The following is an 18,492-nucleotide window of genomic DNA, read 5'->3' as shown; positions in this document are numbered from 1 at the left end:
CGGCGCCCGCCCCGGACGCGCTGACCGCGGGCGGCGAGGGCCTGCCGACCCGGTATTCGGAGGTGCTGGCCGCCGCCGACCAGCGGATCAAGACCGTCGAAGCCATGCTGCGGCGCAATCCCGAGCTGGCTACGCGGTTCCAGGGCGAGGCGCGGGCGCTGCGGATGGCCTACGGCGAGCAGCGGGACGTCTTCCTCGACATCTCCCCGGACAGCGCGACCCGCAGCGGCGGGATGAACGCACTGGCCGCGGCCGAACAGGGTGCCCTGCTGGAAAGCCGGGCCGCCGACCTGCTCGGCCGGATCGAGGAGGCCCGCACCGGCGGGGCGGCCGACACCGGCGCGTTCGACAACGCCGTGTTCCAGGAGGAGATCCGCCGGCTGTCGCCGAACGAGCGGGTCGCCCGGGTCGAGCAGACGGCGGGCACGGTGGCCGAGGGCCACGGCTGGACCTACGACAGCAGGCTGAGCTCGATCAACAACCGGAGCGTGTACCGGGATTCCGCGACCGGCACGCTCTACGCTGTCGACACCCAGCACGGCACCTTCGAGCGGTGCGCCGCCAACGGCCGGCACCTCGGCGAAGTCAACTTCGTCCTGGAGCCCACCGAAGGCCGCGACACCAGCGGTGGCCACAACCTGACCGTCCCCTGACCGAGGAGAGGCATTGGCACACGTGTGGTACGAGGCGGGCAACGAGCACAACCCGGCCGACCCGTTCGGCCGCGTGACGCTCGAGGTCGAGCCCGGCGGCGAGCTGCGGCTGTCCCGCCACAGCCGCGACGGCGCCGAAGCCTGGACGGCCCGTGTCGAGCCGGCCTTCTTCGACCACCTCACCGGCGCCCTGCGCACCGCGGGCTTCCCGAAGGCGCCGTCGATCCTGCCGAGCCCGGACGACCGGCTCCGCGACCTGCGGATCACCGGCTCGGGCGCGGTCCTGCTGCCCTGGTACGAGGCGGCGGACCTGCCGGGCTACGCCGAAGCGTTCGCGCTGCTGGACGGCGTGGTCGCCCAGGTGACCGGCCTGGACCTGCGAGTGGGCCCGCCGCCGTCGCCGGCGACGGACGTCGTGCGGGTCGATCCCGTCAGCTGATCAGCGACGTCCAGCGCCGGGGATCCCGGCTCACGGCTTGCAGGGACCGAAGTACCGGCACTCGATCAACACGCGCGGGTCGAGGGCCCGCGCCCGCGGCTCGAGGGTGTCGAGCAGGGCGGCGATCCGCTCCAGGTCGACGACGCCGCCCGCGGTCAGCGGGAAGAACCGCTCGCGGGTGTCGTGCTCCGGGCAGCCGCTGCCGCGGAGGTTGCCCGCCGGGACGACGGCGAAGACCTCGTCGCCCTCGTTGTCGAACGTGAAGTAGCTCTGCAGCCGGACCGGGGTGGTGTCGGCCACCTCGTTGATGCGCCGGCCGCCGTAGGTTTCGGGGTAGTGCCAGCCGGCCCGGACGTCGTCGGCGAACCACACCCTCGCCGGGTCGCTGTCGCCGTCGAGGAGCCAGCCCCGTGCGGTGAGGAACTCGTGCACCCCGAGCTGGCGGGCGACCATGAGGTCGGACGTGGTCATCGCGGTCCCTTCTGACGGAGTCGGTTCGCACGCTCAGTGTCGCGCCTGGTGGACTTTCCCGACCGGGTGACCTGTGTCCGAGAAGCGGGACGCGGGCCGGCTACACGATGCCCGCCGCGATCAGCTGCTGCCAGATCTCGCCCTGGTCGACGACTTCGACGCCGTGCTTCTCGGCCTTGGTCAGCTTGCTCGCGCCGACGTCCGCGCCGGTGATGAGCAGGTCCGTGGTGGCCGAGACCGACGTCGCCGTGGTCGCGCCCGCCTTTTCGCAGAGCCGCTGGAACGTCGGGCGGGGGACCTTCTCGCCGGACCTCGGGTCGCTGATCGCGCCGGTGACCACCACCGTCTTGCCCGCCAGCGGCGCACCCGCCGCGACGACCGGCGGGAGGTCCTCCTCGCGCACGTCCAGCGAAACCCCCGCCTCCCGCAGGCGCTCGAGCTCGGGACGCAGCCGGGTCAGGTGCTCGATCAGCGACGCGGCGACCTTCGGCCCGATGTCGTCCACGGCCACGAGCCCGTCGACGCCCGCCTCCGCGACGCCCTCCAGGGAGCCGAACCCGGCCCGGCACAGGCGGGCGGCGGTGCCCTCGGACGCCATCGGGATCGCCAGCCCGATCAGCGCCCGGCGCAGGCCGACCGCCCGGCTCGCGTCGATCGACTCGATCATCCGGGTGGCCGAAACCTCGCCGATGCGGTCGAACTCGAGCAGCTTTTCCTTCGTCAGCCCGTAGAAGTCCGACGGGTTCTCCAGGATCCCCGCCTCGGCCAGGCGTTCGATCCACACGCCGCCGATCGCGTCGATGTCCGCCGCCGCGCGCGACGCCCAGTGGATCAACCGCCGCACCGTCTGCGCCGGGCAGGACACGTTGGTGCAGAACAGTTCCCGGCTGTTGCCCTGCTCGGTCAGCGGCTGCCCGCACGACGGGCACGCGTCCGGCGGGACGATCTCCCGCTCGGCGCCCGTGCGCTTCGAGGCGTCGAGCACGCCGGCCACGAACGGGATGACGTCGCCGGCGCGGCGCACCAGCACGGTGTCGCCGATCTTGATGCCGCGGGCGCGGATCACCTCCTGGTTGGCCAGCGTCGCGCGGGTGACCGTGCCACCGCCGACGAACACCGGCTCCAGCCAGGCGACCGGCGCGATCTTGCCCGTCTTGCCGACGTCCCAGACCACATCGGACAGCACGGTGGTCTTCTCCTCGGCCGCGAACTTGAACGCCAGCGCGCCGCGCGGTGAGCTCGACCGGGTGCCGGCCGCCGCGTACGCGTCCCGGCTCGCCAGCCGCAGGACGGCGCCGTCGAGGTCGTAGTCCAGGTCGTTGCGCTGCTGTTCGATCTCGCCGATCACGCTCTGCGCCTCGGCCGCGTCGGCGCAGCGCCGCATGTCGGCCGCGGTGAAGCCGAGCGTGTGCAGCGCGCTGCCGAGGTCGGTCTCCGCGCTGGCGGGCTCGGTGTGCAGGTCGAAGGCGAAGAACCGCAGCCGCCGCTCGGCCACGGTGGCCGGGTCCTTGGCCCGCAGGGTGCCGGCGGCGGCGTTGCGCGGGTTGATCAGCGGCTTGTCCGGGTGGGCGGTGTTGTAGGCCGTGAAGGTGGACCGCAGCATGACCGCCTCGCCGCGGACCTCGACCCGGCCGGGTGCGTCGACCTGCTCCGGGATCCCGTCGGTCAGGGCCCGCACGAGCACGGTGACGTCGTCGCCGGTCGTGCCGTCGCCGCGGGTGACCGCCCTGGCCAGCCGCCCGTTCTCGTAGACGACGGCCAGCGACAGCCCGTCCAGCTTCGGCATGACCACCACCGGCTGCCCCGGGAAGCGGGCGAAGAACGCCTCGACCTGCTCGGGTTTGGTGGCCTTCTCCAGCGACAGCATCGGGCGCGAGTGCCGGATCGGCGCGTGCAGCACCGCGGGCGCGCCCACCTGGTCGAGCGGGTTCGGGTCGGGGGTGAGCTCCGGGTGCGCCTCGATCAGGCTCCGCAGCTCGTCCTCGACCGTGTCGTACTCCGCGTCGGCCACCAGCGGCGAGCCACGGTAGTAGGCGTCGCGCAGCACCGTGATGCGGTCGGCGAGCTCCTGGATGCGTTCCTGAACGTTCACGGGAAGGACGTTACCGGGCACCACCGACAAGAACCGCAAACCTGGAAGAACTCCAGGGTTACGATCAAGATCATGCGATTCGCCATCAAGACCTCGCCCCAGAACACCCAGTGGGCCGACATGCTCGCCGTCTGGCAGGCCGCGGACGAAATCGAGCTGTTCGAGTCCGGGTGGACCTTCGACCACTTCTACCCGATCTTCTCCGACTCGACCGGACCCTGCCTGGAAGGGTGGGTGACGCTGACCGCGCTCGCGCAGGCCACCCAGCGACTGCGGCTGGGCACGCTGGTCAGCGGCATCCACTACCGCCACCCGGCGCTGCTGGCGAACATGGCCGCGACGCTCGACATCGTCTCCGGCGGGCGGCTGGAGATCGGCGTCGGCGCCGGCTGGAACGAAGAGGAGTCCGGCGCGTACGGCATGGAGCTCGGCACGATCAAGGAGCGCAGCGACCGGTTCGAGGAGGCCTGCGAGGTCCTCGTCGGGTTGCTGACGCAGGAGACCACGACGTTCCAGGGCGAGCACTACCAGCTGGCCGACGCCCGCTGCGAGCCCAAGGGCGTCCAGAAGCCGCACCCGCCGATCTGCATCGGCGGCAGCGGCGAGAAGCGCACCCTGCGCACGGCGGCGAAGTACGCCCAGCACTGGAACTTCGTCGGCGGCCCGCCCGAGGAGTTCGCCCGCAAGCGCGACGTCCTGCACCGCCACTGCGCCGACGTCGGCCGCGACCCGGCCGAGATCACGCTGTCCTCGCACGTCCGGCTCGAGCCGGACCTCGACTACGCGAAGGTCGCCGCCCAGGTCGAGGCCCTCGCGGAAGTGGGCCTCGACCTGGCGATCGTGTACCTGCCGCCGCCGCACACCCCGGCCGTGCTGGAGCCGCTGGCGAAGGCGCTCGAGCCGCTGCGCTGACCCGCGGGTCAGGCCGGGGCACCCAAAGCGGCGGTGCCCGCCCGGTCGAAGCCGGCGGTGGGCAGGGTGGCGCTGTGCGCGTGGCGGACCACCCCCTGGGCGTCGACGAGGACGCTGCCGGACCGCTGGAGCGTGCCGAAGACGGCCCGGTGGGCCAGGGCGGCCGTCGCGCGCAGGGAGCCGATCTTGCGGTAGAGGGCGATCAGGGCTTCCTGAGCTGCGTGTTCGGCCGCAAGCGCGGCTGGTGATCCTCCGCCGACCCGGACGCCGGATTTGTTCAACGGCCGCTGAGGCGGCTGCGTATCGGTTCGGCAGGGGGTGTGGCCGGGGGCTTGGTGGGTGCGGCCGGGGTTCAAGCCGCCGGATGGGCGAAGGCTTTGCTCCGGCCTTCGTTGCTCTGCGTGTGCGGGGTCGTCTGGTTCGGGTTGCCGCGGGGGTCCTGGTGGGCAGTGCGTGGGGTGCCCTCTTGTGCCCGCCTGTCGTGTCATGGCTTTTCCCGGGCGGCTCCGGGAAACGTCGAACATCGAAATCCTCCGGTTCGTGATCAATGGACATGGTTACTTATTTCTGTTACGACTCCGAATCTGTTTCACTCGATCGTGTGACGCTGAAATTCGGGGCTGGTGCTTGTTGGCGAAAAGTAATGGCGACGGTAAGGTCGTGGCCTGGAGAGCAACCCGAATGGTTGATTATCGCCATCTCGCCTTCCGCAAATTCGGAGTAGGAAGAAACAGTCTTGGATTTCGAAGCACTGGCCGGCGAGCTGCGGAACCTGCGGGAAACCGTCGCCGGGGTGACCGATACGGTGCTGGCCGCCGTCGATGGGATTCCGATCATCGCCGATGCCGCCGATGACATCGATCCGGCGAAGATCTCCGCGCTCGCCGCGGCGGATCTCGGGATTGCCCGGCAGGCCGCCGAAATCACCGGTAAGGGGACGTTGCACCAGACCGTCGTGTTCGGCAGCGACGGCTACATGGCCGTCTACGCCATCGGGCGGCTCGCCCTGATGGTCGTGCTGGGGGACAAGGGCCTGAACGTCGGGCGCCTGCTGTTCGAATCCCGGCCCGTCATCGAGCGGATCGGCTCGATCCTGGCCGCCTAGCCGGCCGGCCGGTCACCCTGTCCACGAAAGGATGCAGCAGATGATGAACATCGACACGGCACTCAAGGAAGCCATGTCCATCAGCGGCGCCGTCGGCGTTGCGCTGGTCGACTACGAAAGCGGGATGTCGCTCGGCACCAGCGGCGGCGGCGACTGGCTCGACCTGGAGGTCGCCGCGGCCGGGAACACCGAGGTCGTCCGGTCGAAACTGCGGGTCATGTCCTCGCTGGCGCTCAACGATTCCATCGAGGACATCCTGATCACGTTGCACCGGCAATACCACCTGATCCGGCTGATGAATTCGGTCGGCTCGCGCAATTCGCTGTTCCTCTACCTGGTCTTGGACCGCGACCGGGCGAACCTGGCGCTGGCCCGGCACTACCTGAAACGCATCGAAGCGGATCTGCAGGTGTAGCCGGGGATGACCGGAGGCGGCTCCCGCGCCGCACTCGTGATCGGCTCGGCGTTCGTGCACGACATCGGCTCGCTGTTCCCCGTGACGATGAACCTCGCCGGTGACGAGCTGGCGTTCACGTTCGTGTCGTCCTGCCCGTCACCCGACGCCGTCGAGGAGTGGGTGCGGCGGCGTTCGGGCACCGTCGTGGCCGGCCGGGTGCCGCGCTTCTTCGTCGACGCCGGTGGGCGGCGCATCCGCGTCGAACTGGCCGGGTCGGCGATCCGGGCCCTGGTCGTGCTCGCCGACGAGGTGACCGCCGCCCCCGCGGCCGTCCCGCGGCTCGGCCGCTGGCAGGACCAGATGCCCTGCCGCGTGCGGGGCGCGATGGACGAGCTCGCGCGGATGCTGTCGCGCTGCCACCACCGCGCGGGCGGCCCCGCCCCGCTGATCGACCTGGAACTGGCCTACCGCCCGGACCGCGAGTACGAGACCCGCGTCGCCGGCGCGCACGAGCGGGTGCGGGCCTACATCGCGCCGGTCCGCCCGGTGCTGGCGATGCGCTGGCGCTCGGCGACGTCGGCGCAGCGCAAGGCGTTTCTGTCGGAAGTCCCGGACGGCTCCCCGGCCCGCGGCTGGCTCCGGCGGCGCCGGACCACGCGGATCATGGGAATGGAGGTGGAGGTGGCGCCCTGAGGGGTCAGGCCGGCCGGGTCCTGCCAGACTGCTCCGGTACGGCCGTCGTCGGATCGAGGGACTCGCATGAAGATCGCCCGGTTGTTCGGAGCCCTGGTGTTCGCCCTGTCCGGAGTACTGCTGGTGGCCGGGCCCGCGTCGGCCCACACCGAGCTCAAGTCGAGCTCGCCCGCCGAAGGGGCGAGCCTCGCCGCCCCGCCGCGCAAGATCGAACTCGCCTTCGAGGAGCCCGTCACCCTCCAGCCGGATCCGATCTCGATCACCGGCCCGGGCGGGGCGAAGTGGTCGGTCGGCACACCCGCGGTCGTCGACGCGGTGATCACGGCGCCGGTGACCGCGGCCGGCCCGGCCGGCGCCTACACGCTCACCTACAAGGTCGTCTCCGACGACGGCGACAAGGTGACGGCCGAGGTGCACTTCACGCTCACCGCGCCGGTCCCGTCCAGCTCCGCCGCGCCGACCTCGGCGGCCGCGGCGCCGGCCACCACCGCGTCCGCGACGCCGAAGCCGGACCCGGCGAACGCGATCGGCACCAGCGTTCCGGCCTGGGTGTGGATCCTCGTCGCCGTCGTCGTGGTGGTGGCCGCGGTCGTCGTCGCACTGCGGCTGCGGCGACGGCCCCGGCCGTAAGGCTGCTCACCCCAGTTTGCCGAAGAACTCCCGGACGTCAGCGACCAGCAGATCGGGCGCTTCCAACGCCGCGAAGTGGCCGCCGCGGGGGAACTCCGACCAGTGCACGATCGTGTGCTCGCGGTCGAGCGCGCTGCGGATCGACAGGTCCAGCGGGAACACCGCGACACCGGTCGGCACCGGGGACCGCTCGCTCGCGCCCCACGCGCCGGCGTGGGCCGTCTCGTAGTAGCAGTTGGCCGACGACCCGCCGGTGCCGGTCAGCCAGTACAGCATCACGTTGGTGAGCAACAGGTCCCGGTCCACCGCGTCCTCCGGCAGCTCGGCCGCCGGGTCGGTCCACTCCTTGAACTTCTCGACGATCCAGGCCAGCTGCGCCACCGGCGAGTCGTGCAGCCCGTGCGCCAGCGTCTGCGGCCGGGTCGTCTGCACCGCCACGTACCCGCCCTGCTCGGTCCGCATGTACTCGAACTGCCGCAGCCGCGCCTTCTCGGCGTCCGTGAGCTCGACGTCGTCGTCCGGCGCACCGAACGCGTAGAGCCCGTTCGCGTGCACGCCGACGACCTTGTCCGGGTTGAGCCGGCCGAGTCCCGGGCCGACGACCGCGCCGGTGTCGCCGCCCTGGACGCCGTAGCGGTCGTAGCCGAGTCGGGCCATCAGCTCGGCGAACGCGCGGGTGATCCGGCCGGTGTCCCAGCCCGCCTCGCGGGTCGGCCCGGAGAAGGCCGTGCCGGGAATCGACGGGAGCACGAGGTGGAACGTCTCGCTCAGCGGGCCGATCACGTTCAGGAACTCCACGACCGACCCGGGCCAGCCGTGGACCAGTAGCAGCGGCAGGGCGTCCGGGGCGGCGGAGCGAACGTGCAGGAAGTGGATGTCCTGCCCGTCGATCTCGGTGACGAACTGCGGGAAGGCGTTCAGCTTCCGCTCGTGGGCGCGCCAGTCGTAACCGTCGCGCCAGTACCCGGCCAGCTCCTTGAGGTAGCTCACCGGCACTCCGCGGCTCCAGCCCACCCCGGGCAGGTCCGCGCCCCAGCGGGTGCGGGCGAGCCGGTCGCGCAGGTCGTCCAGTTCGGCCTGGGGGACGTCGATGGTGAAGGGCCGGATCTCTTCGTTGTTCTGCATGTCTCCAACCCTAGGAGCCGGTTAGGTCAGGTTCGGTCCTAGCTGCCGGGCAGAATGCGGAACATGTGGGAAACCTCGGCACGGCTGCTGCGGCTGCTCTCGCTCCTGCAGACCCGGCGCGACTGGTCCGGAGCGGAACTGGCCGAACGCCTGGAGATCACCCCGCGGACCGTGCGCCGCGACGTCGAACGGCTGCGCGCGCTCGGCTACCCGGTGCTGGCCACCGCGGGCACCGCCGGCTACCGGCTGGGCGCCGGCGCGGACCTGCCGCCGCTGCTGCTCGACGACGACGAGGCCGTCGCCGTCGCGATGGGCCTGCGCACGGCGGCGGGCGGGTCGATCACCGGCATCGAGGAGACGTCGGTGCGGGCGCTGGCCAAGCTCGAGCAGGTGCTGCCGTCGCGGCTGCGGCACCGGATCAACGCCCTGCGGTCGGCGACGGTGCCGCTGGCCAACCCCGGCCCCACCGCCGACCCGGACACCCTCACCGCCATCGCCGCCGCCGTCCGCGACTCGGTGCGGCTGCGCTTCGGCTACCGCAGCCACGACGGCACCGAAAGCGTCCGCACCACCGAGCCGCACCGCCTGGTGCACACCGGACGGCGCTGGTACCTGATCGGCTGGGACGTCGATCGCGAAGACTGGCGCACCTACCGCGTCGACCGCCTCGAACCCCGCACGCCCACCGGGCCCCGGTTCACCCCGCGCACCCCGCCCGACCCCGATCTCGGCGGCTACACCTCCCGGGCGATCTCGACGTCGGCCTACCGCTACCAGGGCCGGTTCACCCTGCACGTCAGCGCCGAGACGGCGGCCGAGCGGATCAGCCCCACCACCGCGGCGCTGGAGCCGATCGACGAGCACAGCTGCACCCTGCGCGCCGGCTCGGATTCGCTCGACGAGCTGGCGATCTACGTTGCCGGCCAGGGATTCGACTTCCAGGTCCACGAGCCACCGGAGCTCGTCGACCACGTCCGGGCACTGGCGGCGAGGTTCGGCCGGGCGGCCGGCTGAACCGACGTCATCGCGGCGCGCTCCGGGCCTCCCGGCGGCACGTGGCCGGCACCGATTCCTCCGGGGGCTTCGCGGTGTCCAACCCTTCGGAAGCGGCGAGACGCCGGTGACCGGAGGCAAGGAGACCCGAGTGCGCACCACGACTTCACCCACCCCCGTGGCCGCGGGAGCCGTCCAGCGAAGATGGGTGCTGGTCATCACCGCGGTGGCGTCCTTCATGGTCGTCCTCGACGCGCTGGTCGTGGCGACCGCGCTGACGGCGATCCGGACCGACCTCGGCGCGTCGGTCACCGAGCTCGAATGGACGGTCAACGCCTACGGCCTGAGTTTCGCCGTCCTGCTCATGACGTCGGCGGCGGCCGGTGACCGCTGGGGACGGCGCCGGGTCTTCGCGGCGGGCGTGACGCTGTTCGCGGCGGCGTCGCTGATCTGCGCGGTCGCGCCCGGCGTGGAAGTGCTGATCGCCGGGCGGGTGCTGCAGGGCGCCGGGGCGGCGTTCGTCATGCCGCTCGCGCTCGCCCTGCTCGGAGCCGCCTTCCCGGCGGAACTGCGGGCCAAGGCGCTCGGGGTGTTCGCGAGCGTCAGCGGGGTCGCGGTCCCGCTCGGGCCGCTGCTCGGCGGCGCGGTCGTGGAAGGCATCTCGTGGCCGTGGATCTTCTGGATCAACGTCCCGATCGGGCTGGCGCTGGCGTACTTCGCGCTGACGCGGACCCAGGAGAGCCACGGCCCGGACCCGGCCCTCGACGTCCCGGGCCTGGTGCTGGCCGGCGCCGGCTCGTTCGGGGTGGTGTGGGGCCTGGTCCAGGGCAATTCCGCCGGCTGGACGAGCGTGAGCGTGCTGGGGCCGCTGGCGGCGGGCCTGGTGGCGCTCGGCGCGTTCGTGGCGTGGCAACGGCGAGCCGCCCATCCGATGCTGCCGCTGCCCCTGTTCCGCTCACGCCGGTTCGCCGCCGGCAACGCGGTGATCTTCTTCCACTGGGCGTCCGCGCTGGGCGCGGTCTTCTTCATGGCCCAGTTCCTGCAGGACGGACTCGGCTACGGGCCACTGGCGGCCGGGCTCGGGCTGGCACCGTGGGGGCTGACGACGACGGTCGTCCCGCAGCTGGCGGGCCGGCTGGTCGGCCGGTTCGGCGAACGGCCCTTCATCGTGGCCGGGCTGGGGATGCACGCTCTCGCCATGGTGTGGCTCGCCCTGGTCGCCGGGCCCGCGATCGGCTACTGGGTGATCGGCGTGCCGCTCGTGCTTTCGGGCACGGGGATCGCGATGTGCCTGCCGGCGGCGCAGAGCGCGGTGCTGACGTCGGTCGCGCCGCGGTACCTCGGCAAGGCCTCCGGCGCCTTCAGCGCGATGCGCCAGCTGGGCGGCGCGTTCGGTGTCGCGATCCTGGTCGCCGGGTTCTCCCTGGCCGGCAGCTACGCGTCCGGTGCGGCGTTCTCCGCCGGGTTCACCGCCGCCGCGGTGGCCAGTGCGGTCCTCGCCGCGGCGGGCGCGGTGGCCGGTTCCGTCATTCCCCCGCGTTCTGCCGAGGAGCCGAGCGATGTCTGACCTGAAGGCCGGTGTGCTGCGCGAGCTGCACCACGGGAAGCTGCTGGTGCTGCCGAACGCGTGGGACGAGGAGAGCGCCTCGCTCGTCGTGGCGGCCGGGTTCCCGGTGGTGGCGACGTCCAGTGCGGCGGTGGCCGGCGCGCTGGGGCACGAGGACGGCGAGCGGGCGCCGTGGCGGGAGATGTTCGCCGCCGTGGCGCGGATCGCCCGCGCGGTGCCGGTCCCGGTGACGATGGACGCCGAGGCGGGCTACGGCCTGGCGCCGGACCAGCTCGTGGCGGAGCTGCTGGCCGCCGGCGTGGTGGGCGGCAACCTGGAGGACACCGACCACCGGGCCGGGGGACTGGTGGCGGCGACGGCCCAGGCGGACCGGCTGGCCGCGATCCGCGCGGCGGCCGGAGGCGCGCTGGTGATCAACGCGCGGATCGACACTTTCCTGCCACCGAGCGGGCTTTCCGGACCGGAGCGGACGACGGAGGCGATCCGGCGTGGGCGGCTCTACCGCGAGGCCGGAGCGGATTGCGTGTACCCGATCGGGATTTCGCGCGCGGCCGACCTCCGTCGCCTGGTGGCGGGCGTGCCCGGGCCGGTCAACGGGAACACCGGCCCGGAACTGGACCTCGGCACCCTGGCGTCCCTGGGGGTCGCCAGGGTGTCCTTCGGGCCGCGGTTCTACCGCGCGGGTCTGGCGGCGATGCGTGACTCGCTGGAGGAGTTGCGCCGCGCGGCGGGGATGTCGGATGGGTGATGGCAGGTCGCCCGCCGATCCTCGCCGTGCGATGGCGACTCTCGCCGCCGCCCTCGAGTACGCCGTCGTCTCGGCGGCCGAGGTCGGGCTCGCCGATCTCGGCCGGCCCTCGGCCTGTGACGGCTGGACCGTCGCCGAGACCCTGGCTCATCTCGTGGGCTCCCTCCGCTGTGTGGCGGCTTCCCTCGCCTCCGGCGAAGTCCCGCCGGTCGCGCCGCCGCGGAACGGGCCGAACACCGCCCGCTCCCTCCGGCGCGACCTCGCCGCGGCCGGGGCCGCGCTCACGGCCGCGGCAGGGGAGCTCCGCGGGCGCCGCTCGGTCGCCGTCGACGGGCGGCCGCTGCCGTGTCACCGGCTGATCGTCGTGGGCGCCATCGAAGCCGCCGTCCACGGCTGGGACGTGCGACCGGCCCGGCCGATCCCGGACGACCTGGCGACCCGGTTGCTCGCCGAACTGCCGTCGGTGCTCGGCGGCGGCATCCGCCCGGGCCTGTTCGCCGAGCCGGTCGCCCGGCCGCCGGGGTGCCGACCCGGTGCCCGGCTGCTGGCCGCCCTCGGGAGGGATGATCGACGGTGTCCATGACGAACGAGGAGCGCGTGGTGTCTTCCGAGGAGCGGCTGCGGGACGAGTTCGGGGCGCTGCGCCCGGCGCTGGTGGCGCACTGCTACCGGATGACCGGGTCCCACCAGGACGCCGAAGACGCGGTCCAGGAGACCTACCTCAAGGCCGCCCGCGGGGTGGCCGCCTTCGAGGGGCGGTCGTCGCTCAAGACGTGGCTCTACCGGATCGCCACCAACACCTGCCTCACCGAGCTCAGCCACCGCAGCCGGCGCGTGCTGCCCGCCGGGCTCGGGCCGCCGTCGGACGATCCGGGGACGCACGTGTTCGCCGACGACTCCGTCGCGTGGCTCGGACCGCTGCCCGACGCCGTGCTCGGCGACCCGGGGGAGGTGGTGGTGCGGCGCGAGTCGGTCCGGCTCGCGCTGGTCGCCGCGCTGCAGCACCTCCCACCCCGCCAGCGTGCGGCTTTCCTGCTGCGCGAGGTGCTTTCGTGGTCGGCCGCGGAGATCGCGGACACGCTCGGCATCAGCGTGCCGGCGGTGAAGAGCCTCCTGCAGCGGGCGCGCGCGGCGCTCGACGAGCTCGACTTGGACACGCGGGTGCCGGAGCCGGACGAGCGGGCGCTGCTCGACCGCTACATCGCCGCGTTCGAGGCCGAGGACACCGCGGCGCTGCGCGCGATAATCCAAGACGACTTCAGCCTCGAAGCCGTGCCGCACCCGGTGTGGTTCAAGGGCGTGGACCGGTGCTTGCCGTTCCTGGAGCGAGCATTCGCGGCCCCGGGCGGCGCGGCCCGGTTGCTGCCGACCCGAGCCAACGGCCAGCCCGCGGCGGGCAGCTACCGCCTGGACGCCGCCGGAGTCCGGCGCGCCGACGGCCTGTGGGTGTTCACGCTCGCCGGCGGCCGCTTCTCGAGGGCGGTCAAGTTCCACGGCCCGGCCCTCGTCGCGGCGGCGGGCCTGCCGGACCGGCTCTAGTGGACGAGCAGTTCCACGCCCACGACGGCGGAACCTCAAACGGGCTTGCGGCCCCGGACGCGGCGGACCACGAACACCCCGATGGCGACGGCGATCGCGGCGAGCACGACGTACTGGAAGATCGCCGCGTACCGCTCGACGAGGTGCCAGTGTTCGCCGAGCAGGTAGCCGGCGACCACGAACCCGGTGTTCCAGATGAGGCTGCCGGCGGTGGTGTAGAGCAGGAATAGCCCGAACGGCATGCGTTCGACCCCGGCGGGCAGCGAGACGAGGCTGCGGAAGACGGGGATCATCCGCCCGAAGAAGACGGCTTTGCCGCCGTGCTGGGCGAACCACGTGGCGGTCCGGTCGAAATCCTCGGTCTTGACGAGCGGGATCCGGCCGACGAGCCGGCGCGTGCGGTCGTGGCCGAGCCGTTGCCCGAGCAGGTACACGACGACGGCCCCGGCCACCGACCCGAGGGTGGTCCAGAAGAGGGCACCACCGAGGCTGAAGGAGCCGCGCCCGGCGGCGAATCCGGCGAGCGGCAGGACGAGCTCGCTGGGAAGGGGCGGGAAGAGGTTGTCGAGCCCGACGACGAGGGCGGCGCCGGGACCCCCGAGCGACTCCATGAGCCCGACGGCCCATCCGGCCACCCCGGTCATCTCCCCGGTGGTGGTGGGTGCGGTCATGAGGGCTCCTGGGGTGGGGGTCACGTGCGGTGCCTGGCTTCAGCCGGCGCAGGCCCGGGTCAGGGCCGTCACCTGGTCCGCCTTCTTCCGGGCCCAGTCCGCCGGGGTCTTCACCAGGTCGTCCACGGTCGTCTCGCGCAGCGTTGCCGCCAGGCCGTTGATGGCCTCCGCCGCGGTGGTGTTCGCCGCCTTCGCGGCCAACCCGGTCAGCTCGTCGGCGGCCGCGTGGGCGCGGTCGGCCGCCGCCTGGGGGTTCGTCGGGTCCGGGTTCGCCGTGGCGATGCGGACGGCGTCCGCGCAGACCGCCGCCGTCGAGGCCGCGTCGCTCACCTGCCCCGCCGTTTCCGCTGCCACGCCGCACCCCGTCAAGGTCAGCAGGAGGCCTCCGGCGAGGACTGTGGTGGTCAGGCGCATCGTCATTCCTTCCGGGAGAGGGCCGAGGTTTTGAGCAGGCTGGCCGTGACCGCCGTCGCGAGGATCGCGCCGACCACGCCCAGCGAAAGGGCCGTCGGGATCTTCCAGACGTCCAGCAGCAGCATCTTCACGCCGACCCAGACCAGCACCAGCGCCAAGCCGAGTTTGAGGTACACGAACCGGTGCATCACGTCGGCGAGCAGGAAGTACATCGCCCGCAGGCCGAGGACGGCGAAGGCGTTCGAGGTGAACACCAGGAACGGTTCCTGGGTGACCGCGAAGATCGCCGGGATCGAGTCGACCGCGAAGACGACGTCGGTGACCTCGATCAGGACCAGCACGGCGAGCAGCGGCGTGGCCACCCAGCGGCCGGCCTGCTTGACCAGGAACTTGCCGCCGTGGTTGCCGTCGGTGGACGGCACGATCCGGCGGAACAGCCGCAGCACCGGGTTCTGCTCGTAGTCGACCGCCTCGTCCTTGTGGAACGCCATCCGCACGCCGGTGAGGACCAGGAACGCGCCGAACACGTAGAGGATCCAGGCGAAGCTCGCGATCAGCACCGAGCCCGCCGCGATGAACACCGCCCGGAACACCAGGGCACCGACCACGCCGTAGAACAGGATGCGGTGCTGGTACTCACGGGGAACGGCGAAGTAGCTGAAGATGATCGCGAACACGAAGACGTTGTCGACCGCGAGCGACTTCTCGATGACGTAGCCGGCGAAGTACTGGCCCGCGAACTCCCCGCCCCAAGCCCACCAGACCACGCCGCCGAAGGCGAGCCCGAGCACCACCCACGCGCCGGACCACGCCAGCGCCGACCGGACGCCGACGACGGGGGACTTGCGGTGGGCGGCCAGGTCGATCGCGAGCATGGCCAGGATGACACCGAGCACAGCGGCCCAGGCCCAGAACGGGACGGTCACGACACATTCCTCCGGTTCGGTGACGAACCGGAGGTCTCCCCGGTCACCCGAAGGTGACGCCGGCACCGGGCTGCTCTGGGGCAGCCGGATTGACGATGCCGGACCGGGCGGGTACTCCCCTCCGCTGCCACCAGAATGACGAACTGCTCTTCGTCTGTCAAGTTCGGACGTCTACTGTGGCCGGTATGGCCTCGTGGACGTTCCTCAGCAACCACGCGCACGTTCTGCTCTGCGTGGCCGCGGATCCCGACCGCACGCTGCACGACATCGCCGGCCGCGTCGGGATCACCGAACGCGGCGTGCAGCTGATCCTCGCCGACCTGATCGCCGAGGGCTACCTGGAGCGCGAGCGGGTCGGCCGCCGCAACCACTACAAGATCCACCCGGAAGGCCGGCTGCGTCACCCGTTGGAGGCGCACCACCGCGTGGCCGACCTGGTCGCGGCCCTCGGCGTCGAACCCGCGACGCCGTCCTGAGAAGCACCCTTCCGGGGAGCTAGGACCCCGCGGGCACGAACCACGCCGCCGAATCGGCCGGTACCGCGGCGGATGCGCCACCGCTGGTGAGCACGGCCTCGCCCCAGCCCTCCGGCGCGGTGAACGGCGCGCTTCCCGTGTTGACCACGCACACCAGGTTCCCGCGCCGGAACGCGAGGACCGCGTCCGCGCCCGTGTCCAGCCACTCCACCGGGCCCGGCGCGCCGAGCCGCCGTTCCCGCCGCGCCCGGACCGCGCGGCGGTACAGCTGCAGCGTCGACGTGCCGTCCTCTTCCTGCACGTCGACCGCGTAGCGGCCGAACCACTCCGGCTGCGGCAGCCACGGCCTCCCGGTGCCGAACCCGAACGCCGGCGCGTCCGCCACCCACGGCAGCGGGACGCGGCAGCCGTCGCGGCCCTTCTCGAGGCCGCCGGTGCGGTGGAACACCGGGTCCTGGCGGGCCTCGTCGGGCAGGTCCTGGACTTCCGGCAAGCCGAGCTCCTCGCCCTGGTACAGGAACACCGAACCCGGCAGGGCCAGCAGGAGGAGCAACGCCGCGCGGGCCCGGCGGACGCCGAGCTCGGCGTCGACTTCGCCGCGGGGGCGCATCAGCGCCGCGAAGGCGTCGTTGCTCTCCGGGGCCGGTTCCGGGCGGACGATCCCGTACCGCGTCACCGCCCGGTGGACGTCGTGGTTGGCCAGCGTCCACGCCGCCGGGGCGCCGTGGACCTCGGTGCGGGCCGTGGCGCGCTCGATCGCGCCGCGCAGGGCACCGGCCTCCCACGGCTGGACGAGCAGGTCGAACGAGAAGGCCTGGTGCAGCTCGTCCGGACGCAGGTAGCGGTCCAGGTCGGCCGGGTCCGGCACCCAGACCTCGCCGACCAGGAGCAGGTCGCGCTCCGGGCCGTAGCCGGCCGCCAGCGCGTGCCACCTCCGGAAGATCTCGTGCACCTCCGGCCGGTTCCAGCTGTACGCGTTGTAGCCGCCGTCCGCCGGGTCCCAGTCGCGCAGGGCCGCGTCCTTGATCAGGCCGTGGCAGACGTCGATGCGGAAGCCGTCCACGCCGCGGTCGAACCAGAAGCGCAGGACGTCGTCGAAGTACGCCGGCACCTCCGCGTTGCGCCAGTCGAAGTCCGGCTGCTCGCGGGTGAACAGGTGCAGGTACCACTGCCCGGGCGTGCCGTCGGGTTCGGTGACGCGGGTCCACGCCGGACCGCCGAAGACCGACTGCCAGTTGTTGGGCGGCTCGTCGCCCCGGCCGTCGCGGAAGACGAACCGCGCCCGCTCGGGGGAACCGGGGCCGGCGGCCAGCGCCGCGGTGAACCACGGGTGCTGCCGGGAGCAGTGGTTGGGCACCAGGTCCAGCAGGATCCGCAGGCCGCGGGCGTGCGCCTCGGCGACCAGGCGGTCGAACGTCTCGAGACTGCCGTAGTCGGGGTTGACGCCGAGGTAGTCCGCGATGTCGTAGCCGTGATCCGCCTGCGGCGAGGGGTAGCAGGGGTTGAGCCAGATCGCGTCGGCGCCGAGCCCGGCGATGTGCCCGAGCCGCCGGATCACCCCGCCGAGGTCACCGACGCCGTCGCCGTCGCTGTCGGCGAAGGAACGGACATAGAGCTGGTACACCACCGCGTCGTCCCAGAACGAGCGCGGGCGGGAGGAAGTCGGCGACACCCCGCGATCTTCGCACGCGGGCACGGCGCGGATGGTTGACTGGGGTCATGTCTGTGGGGGCGCACGAGCTCGAGGTGTTCGAGGGGGCCAGGGCGCGGCTGGAGGCGATCGCCTACCGCCTGCTCGGGTCGGCCACCGATGCCGAGGACGCCGTGCAGGACACCTTCCTGCGCTGGCAGGCCGCGGACCGGGAGCTCGTCGAGACGCCCGAGGCGTGGCTGACGAAGGTGCTCACCAACCTCTGCCTCAACCGGCTCACCTAGGCACGGGCCCGGCGGGAGACCTACGTCGGCCAGTGGCTTCCGGAGCCGGTCCTCGCCGGGGACCGGATGCTCGGCCCCTCCGACACGGTCGAACAGCGGGAATCGGTGTCCATCGCGATGCTCACGCTGATGGAGCGGCTTTCGGCCAAGGAACGTGTCGTGTACGTGCTGCGCGAGGCGTTCGGGTACGCCCACGGCGAGATCGCCGAGGTGCTCGACCTCACCGAGGCCAATTGCCAGCAGATCCACCGGCGCGCCAAGCAGCACCTGGTCGCCGACCACCGCCGGGTCGAGGTCGACGCGGCCGCCGCCCGCAGGATCGTCGAGGAGTTCCTCGCCGCGGCGCTCAGCGGCCGGACCGACTCGCTGGTGAAGCTGCTGGCCGACGACGCGATCAGCATCGGCGACGGTGGCGGCGTGGTGTTCTCGGTGCCGCGGCCGATCACCGGTGCCCTGCGGGTGGCGCGGTTCCTGCGCACGCTGTTCACGCCGAGCGAGGCCAAGTGGGAGCTGGTCGGCGGCCGCCCCGACCTCTACGCCGCGGTCGCCAACGGCGCGCCGGCGCTCGTCATGGTGGTCGGCGACCGGGTCGTCGGCCTCTTCACGCTGGACGTCACGGCGGACGGCATCGCCGGGGTCCACGCCCAGGCGAACCCCGCCAAGCTCGCCCGCGCGAAGGGGCAGTGGGACGCCGCCGACCCCGGGC

General features: G+C 72.5%; 22 protein-coding genes and 1 pseudogene. 15 read left to right on the top strand and 8 right to left on the bottom strand.

Translation table 11 applies throughout. The annotated features are described in order from the left end of the window. Positions 1 to 653: hypothetical protein (locus tag ACWEVN_RS36065; RefSeq protein ID WP_452054259.1), on the top strand; the 653-nt coding region annotated here is incomplete at its 5' end. 13 nt (positions 654 to 666) lie between these two features. After that, positions 667 to 1,092, top strand: a complete 426-nt coding sequence (locus tag ACWEVN_RS36060; protein ID WP_449677515.1) for a hypothetical protein — start codon at positions 667 to 669, stop codon at positions 1,090 to 1,092. Between the two features lie 30 nt (positions 1,093 to 1,122). Here the strand turns inward: ACWEVN_RS36060 and ACWEVN_RS36055 are convergent, their stop codons facing one another. Together ACWEVN_RS36055 and ligA are read right to left on the bottom strand one after the other, a co-directional pair. After that, a complete protein-coding gene (locus tag ACWEVN_RS36055; protein ID WP_452054258.1) occupies positions 1,123 to 1,563 on the bottom strand; it encodes a hypothetical protein in 441 nt (146 codons plus the stop codon). Positions 1,564 to 1,663: 100 nt separating this feature from the next. Beyond that, a complete protein-coding gene (gene ligA, locus ACWEVN_RS36050) occupies positions 1,664 to 3,655 on the bottom strand; it encodes an NAD-dependent DNA ligase LigA (RefSeq protein ID WP_452054257.1) in 1,992 nt (663 codons plus the stop codon). Positions 3,656 to 3,727: 72 nt separating this feature from the next. Between ligA and ACWEVN_RS36045 the strand changes: the two genes are divergently transcribed. Next, positions 3,728 to 4,567 (top strand): LLM class F420-dependent oxidoreductase, encoded by an 840-nt coding sequence (locus tag ACWEVN_RS36045; protein ID WP_452054256.1) that lies wholly within the window; start codon positions 3,728 to 3,730, stop codon positions 4,565 to 4,567. Between the two features lie 152 nt (positions 4,568 to 4,719). Here ACWEVN_RS36045 and ACWEVN_RS36040 read toward each other — a convergent pair. Next, positions 4,720 to 4,797 (bottom strand): annotated as a pseudogene (locus ACWEVN_RS36040) (RNA polymerase sigma factor); the annotation flags it as partial. 506 nt (positions 4,798 to 5,303) lie between these two features. Between ACWEVN_RS36040 and ACWEVN_RS36035 the strand changes: the two are divergent. From ACWEVN_RS36035 to ACWEVN_RS36020, 4 genes are all read left to right on the top strand, one after another. Beyond that, positions 5,304 to 5,672: a roadblock/LC7 domain-containing protein gene (locus ACWEVN_RS36035; protein ID WP_452054255.1), complete on the top strand. Its 369-nt coding sequence runs from the start codon at positions 5,304 to 5,306 to the stop codon at positions 5,670 to 5,672. Positions 5,673 to 5,715: 43 nt separating this feature from the next. Further along, entirely contained in the window at positions 5,716 to 6,087 is a 372-nt protein-coding gene (locus ACWEVN_RS36030; RefSeq protein ID WP_310977313.1) for a hypothetical protein, read from the top strand. A gap of 6 nt (positions 6,088 to 6,093) precedes the next feature. After that, positions 6,094 to 6,762, top strand: a complete 669-nt coding sequence (locus ACWEVN_RS36025; RefSeq protein WP_452054254.1) for a hypothetical protein — start codon at positions 6,094 to 6,096, stop codon at positions 6,760 to 6,762. Between the two features lie 66 nt (positions 6,763 to 6,828). Then, positions 6,829 to 7,392, top strand: a complete 564-nt coding sequence (locus ACWEVN_RS36020; RefSeq protein ID WP_452054253.1) for a copper resistance CopC family protein — start codon at positions 6,829 to 6,831, stop codon at positions 7,390 to 7,392. A 6-nt stretch (positions 7,393 to 7,398) separates the two neighbouring features. Here the strand turns inward: ACWEVN_RS36020 and ACWEVN_RS36015 are convergent, their stop codons facing one another. Beyond that, positions 7,399 to 8,517 (bottom strand): epoxide hydrolase family protein, encoded by a 1,119-nt coding sequence (locus ACWEVN_RS36015; protein ID WP_452054252.1) that lies wholly within the window; start codon positions 8,515 to 8,517, stop codon positions 7,399 to 7,401. A 63-nt stretch (positions 8,518 to 8,580) separates the two neighbouring features. Here ACWEVN_RS36015 and ACWEVN_RS36010 point away from each other — a divergent pair, with 63 nt between their 5' ends. The 5 genes from ACWEVN_RS36010 (at position 8,581) to ACWEVN_RS35990 (ending at position 13,364) form a co-directional block, all read left to right on the top strand. Continuing rightward, positions 8,581 to 9,531 carry a helix-turn-helix transcriptional regulator gene (locus ACWEVN_RS36010; protein WP_452054251.1) on the top strand — a complete coding sequence of 317 codons (951 nt, stop codon included), beginning with the start codon at positions 8,581 to 8,583 and terminating at the stop codon, positions 9,529 to 9,531. A 130-nt stretch (positions 9,532 to 9,661) separates the two neighbouring features. Next, on the top strand, positions 9,662 to 11,077 hold the full coding sequence (locus ACWEVN_RS36005; protein WP_452054250.1) for a DHA2 family efflux MFS transporter permease subunit: 1,416 nt from the start codon (positions 9,662 to 9,664) through the stop codon (positions 11,075 to 11,077). Further along, a complete protein-coding gene (locus ACWEVN_RS36000; protein ID WP_452054249.1) occupies positions 11,070 to 11,825 on the top strand; it encodes an isocitrate lyase/PEP mutase family protein in 756 nt (251 codons plus the stop codon). The genes ACWEVN_RS36005 and ACWEVN_RS36000 overlap by 8 nt, the downstream gene beginning before the upstream one ends. 31 nt (positions 11,826 to 11,856) lie before the next feature. Beyond that, the gene (locus ACWEVN_RS35995) at positions 11,857 to 12,408 is read left to right on the top strand and encodes a maleylpyruvate isomerase family mycothiol-dependent enzyme (protein WP_452054248.1); all 552 of its coding nucleotides are present in this window, start codon (positions 11,857 to 11,859) and stop codon (positions 12,406 to 12,408) included. Then, positions 12,405 to 13,364 carry an RNA polymerase subunit sigma-70 gene (locus ACWEVN_RS35990; RefSeq protein WP_452054247.1) on the top strand — a complete coding sequence of 320 codons (960 nt, stop codon included), beginning with the start codon at positions 12,405 to 12,407 and terminating at the stop codon, positions 13,362 to 13,364. The genes ACWEVN_RS35995 and ACWEVN_RS35990 overlap by 4 nt, the downstream gene beginning before the upstream one ends. Positions 13,365 to 13,399: 35 nt before the next feature. Here the strand turns inward: ACWEVN_RS35990 and ACWEVN_RS35985 are convergent, their stop codons facing one another. The 3 genes from ACWEVN_RS35985 to ACWEVN_RS35975 are packed head-to-tail and all read right to left on the bottom strand — an operon-like array spanning position 13,400 to position 15,375. Continuing rightward, the gene (locus tag ACWEVN_RS35985; protein WP_452054246.1) at positions 13,400 to 14,035 is read right to left on the bottom strand and encodes a DedA family protein; all 636 of its coding nucleotides are present in this window, start codon (positions 14,033 to 14,035) and stop codon (positions 13,400 to 13,402) included. A 39-nt stretch (positions 14,036 to 14,074) separates the two neighbouring features. After that, on the bottom strand, positions 14,075 to 14,449 hold the full coding sequence (locus ACWEVN_RS35980; protein WP_452054245.1) for a bacteriophage spanin2 family protein: 375 nt from the start codon (positions 14,447 to 14,449) through the stop codon (positions 14,075 to 14,077). Positions 14,450 to 14,451: 2 nt separating this feature from the next. Next, on the bottom strand, positions 14,452 to 15,375 hold the full coding sequence (locus ACWEVN_RS35975) for a TerC family protein (protein WP_452054244.1): 924 nt from the start codon (positions 15,373 to 15,375) through the stop codon (positions 14,452 to 14,454). Between the two features lie 185 nt (positions 15,376 to 15,560). On the opposite strand from ACWEVN_RS35975, the gene ACWEVN_RS35970 reads away from it, so the two are divergent. Then, positions 15,561 to 15,851: a helix-turn-helix transcriptional regulator gene (locus tag ACWEVN_RS35970; RefSeq protein WP_452054243.1), complete on the top strand. Its 291-nt coding sequence runs from the start codon at positions 15,561 to 15,563 to the stop codon at positions 15,849 to 15,851. A gap of 19 nt (positions 15,852 to 15,870) precedes the next feature. On the opposite strand, the gene ACWEVN_RS35965 is transcribed toward ACWEVN_RS35970, so the two are convergent. Further along, positions 15,871 to 17,523 carry a glycoside hydrolase family 13 protein gene (locus ACWEVN_RS35965; RefSeq protein WP_452054242.1) on the bottom strand — a complete coding sequence of 551 codons (1,653 nt, stop codon included), beginning with the start codon at positions 17,521 to 17,523 and terminating at the stop codon, positions 15,871 to 15,873. A 47-nt stretch (positions 17,524 to 17,570) separates the two neighbouring features. Here ACWEVN_RS35965 and ACWEVN_RS35960 point away from each other — a divergent pair, with 47 nt between their 5' ends. After that, the gene (locus ACWEVN_RS35960; protein WP_452054241.1) at positions 17,571 to 17,786 is read left to right on the top strand and encodes a sigma factor; all 216 of its coding nucleotides are present in this window, start codon (positions 17,571 to 17,573) and stop codon (positions 17,784 to 17,786) included. A 66-nt stretch (positions 17,787 to 17,852) separates the two neighbouring features. Continuing rightward, a partial coding sequence (locus tag ACWEVN_RS35955) for a sigma factor-like helix-turn-helix DNA-binding protein (RefSeq protein WP_452054240.1) occupies positions 17,853 to 18,492 on the top strand: 640 nt, incomplete at its 3' end.

The organism is Amycolatopsis sp. NPDC003861 (assembly GCF_053605405.1).
Note: the sequence above shows the minus strand (reverse complement) of the source record. Positions and strands in the feature narration are given on the sequence as shown.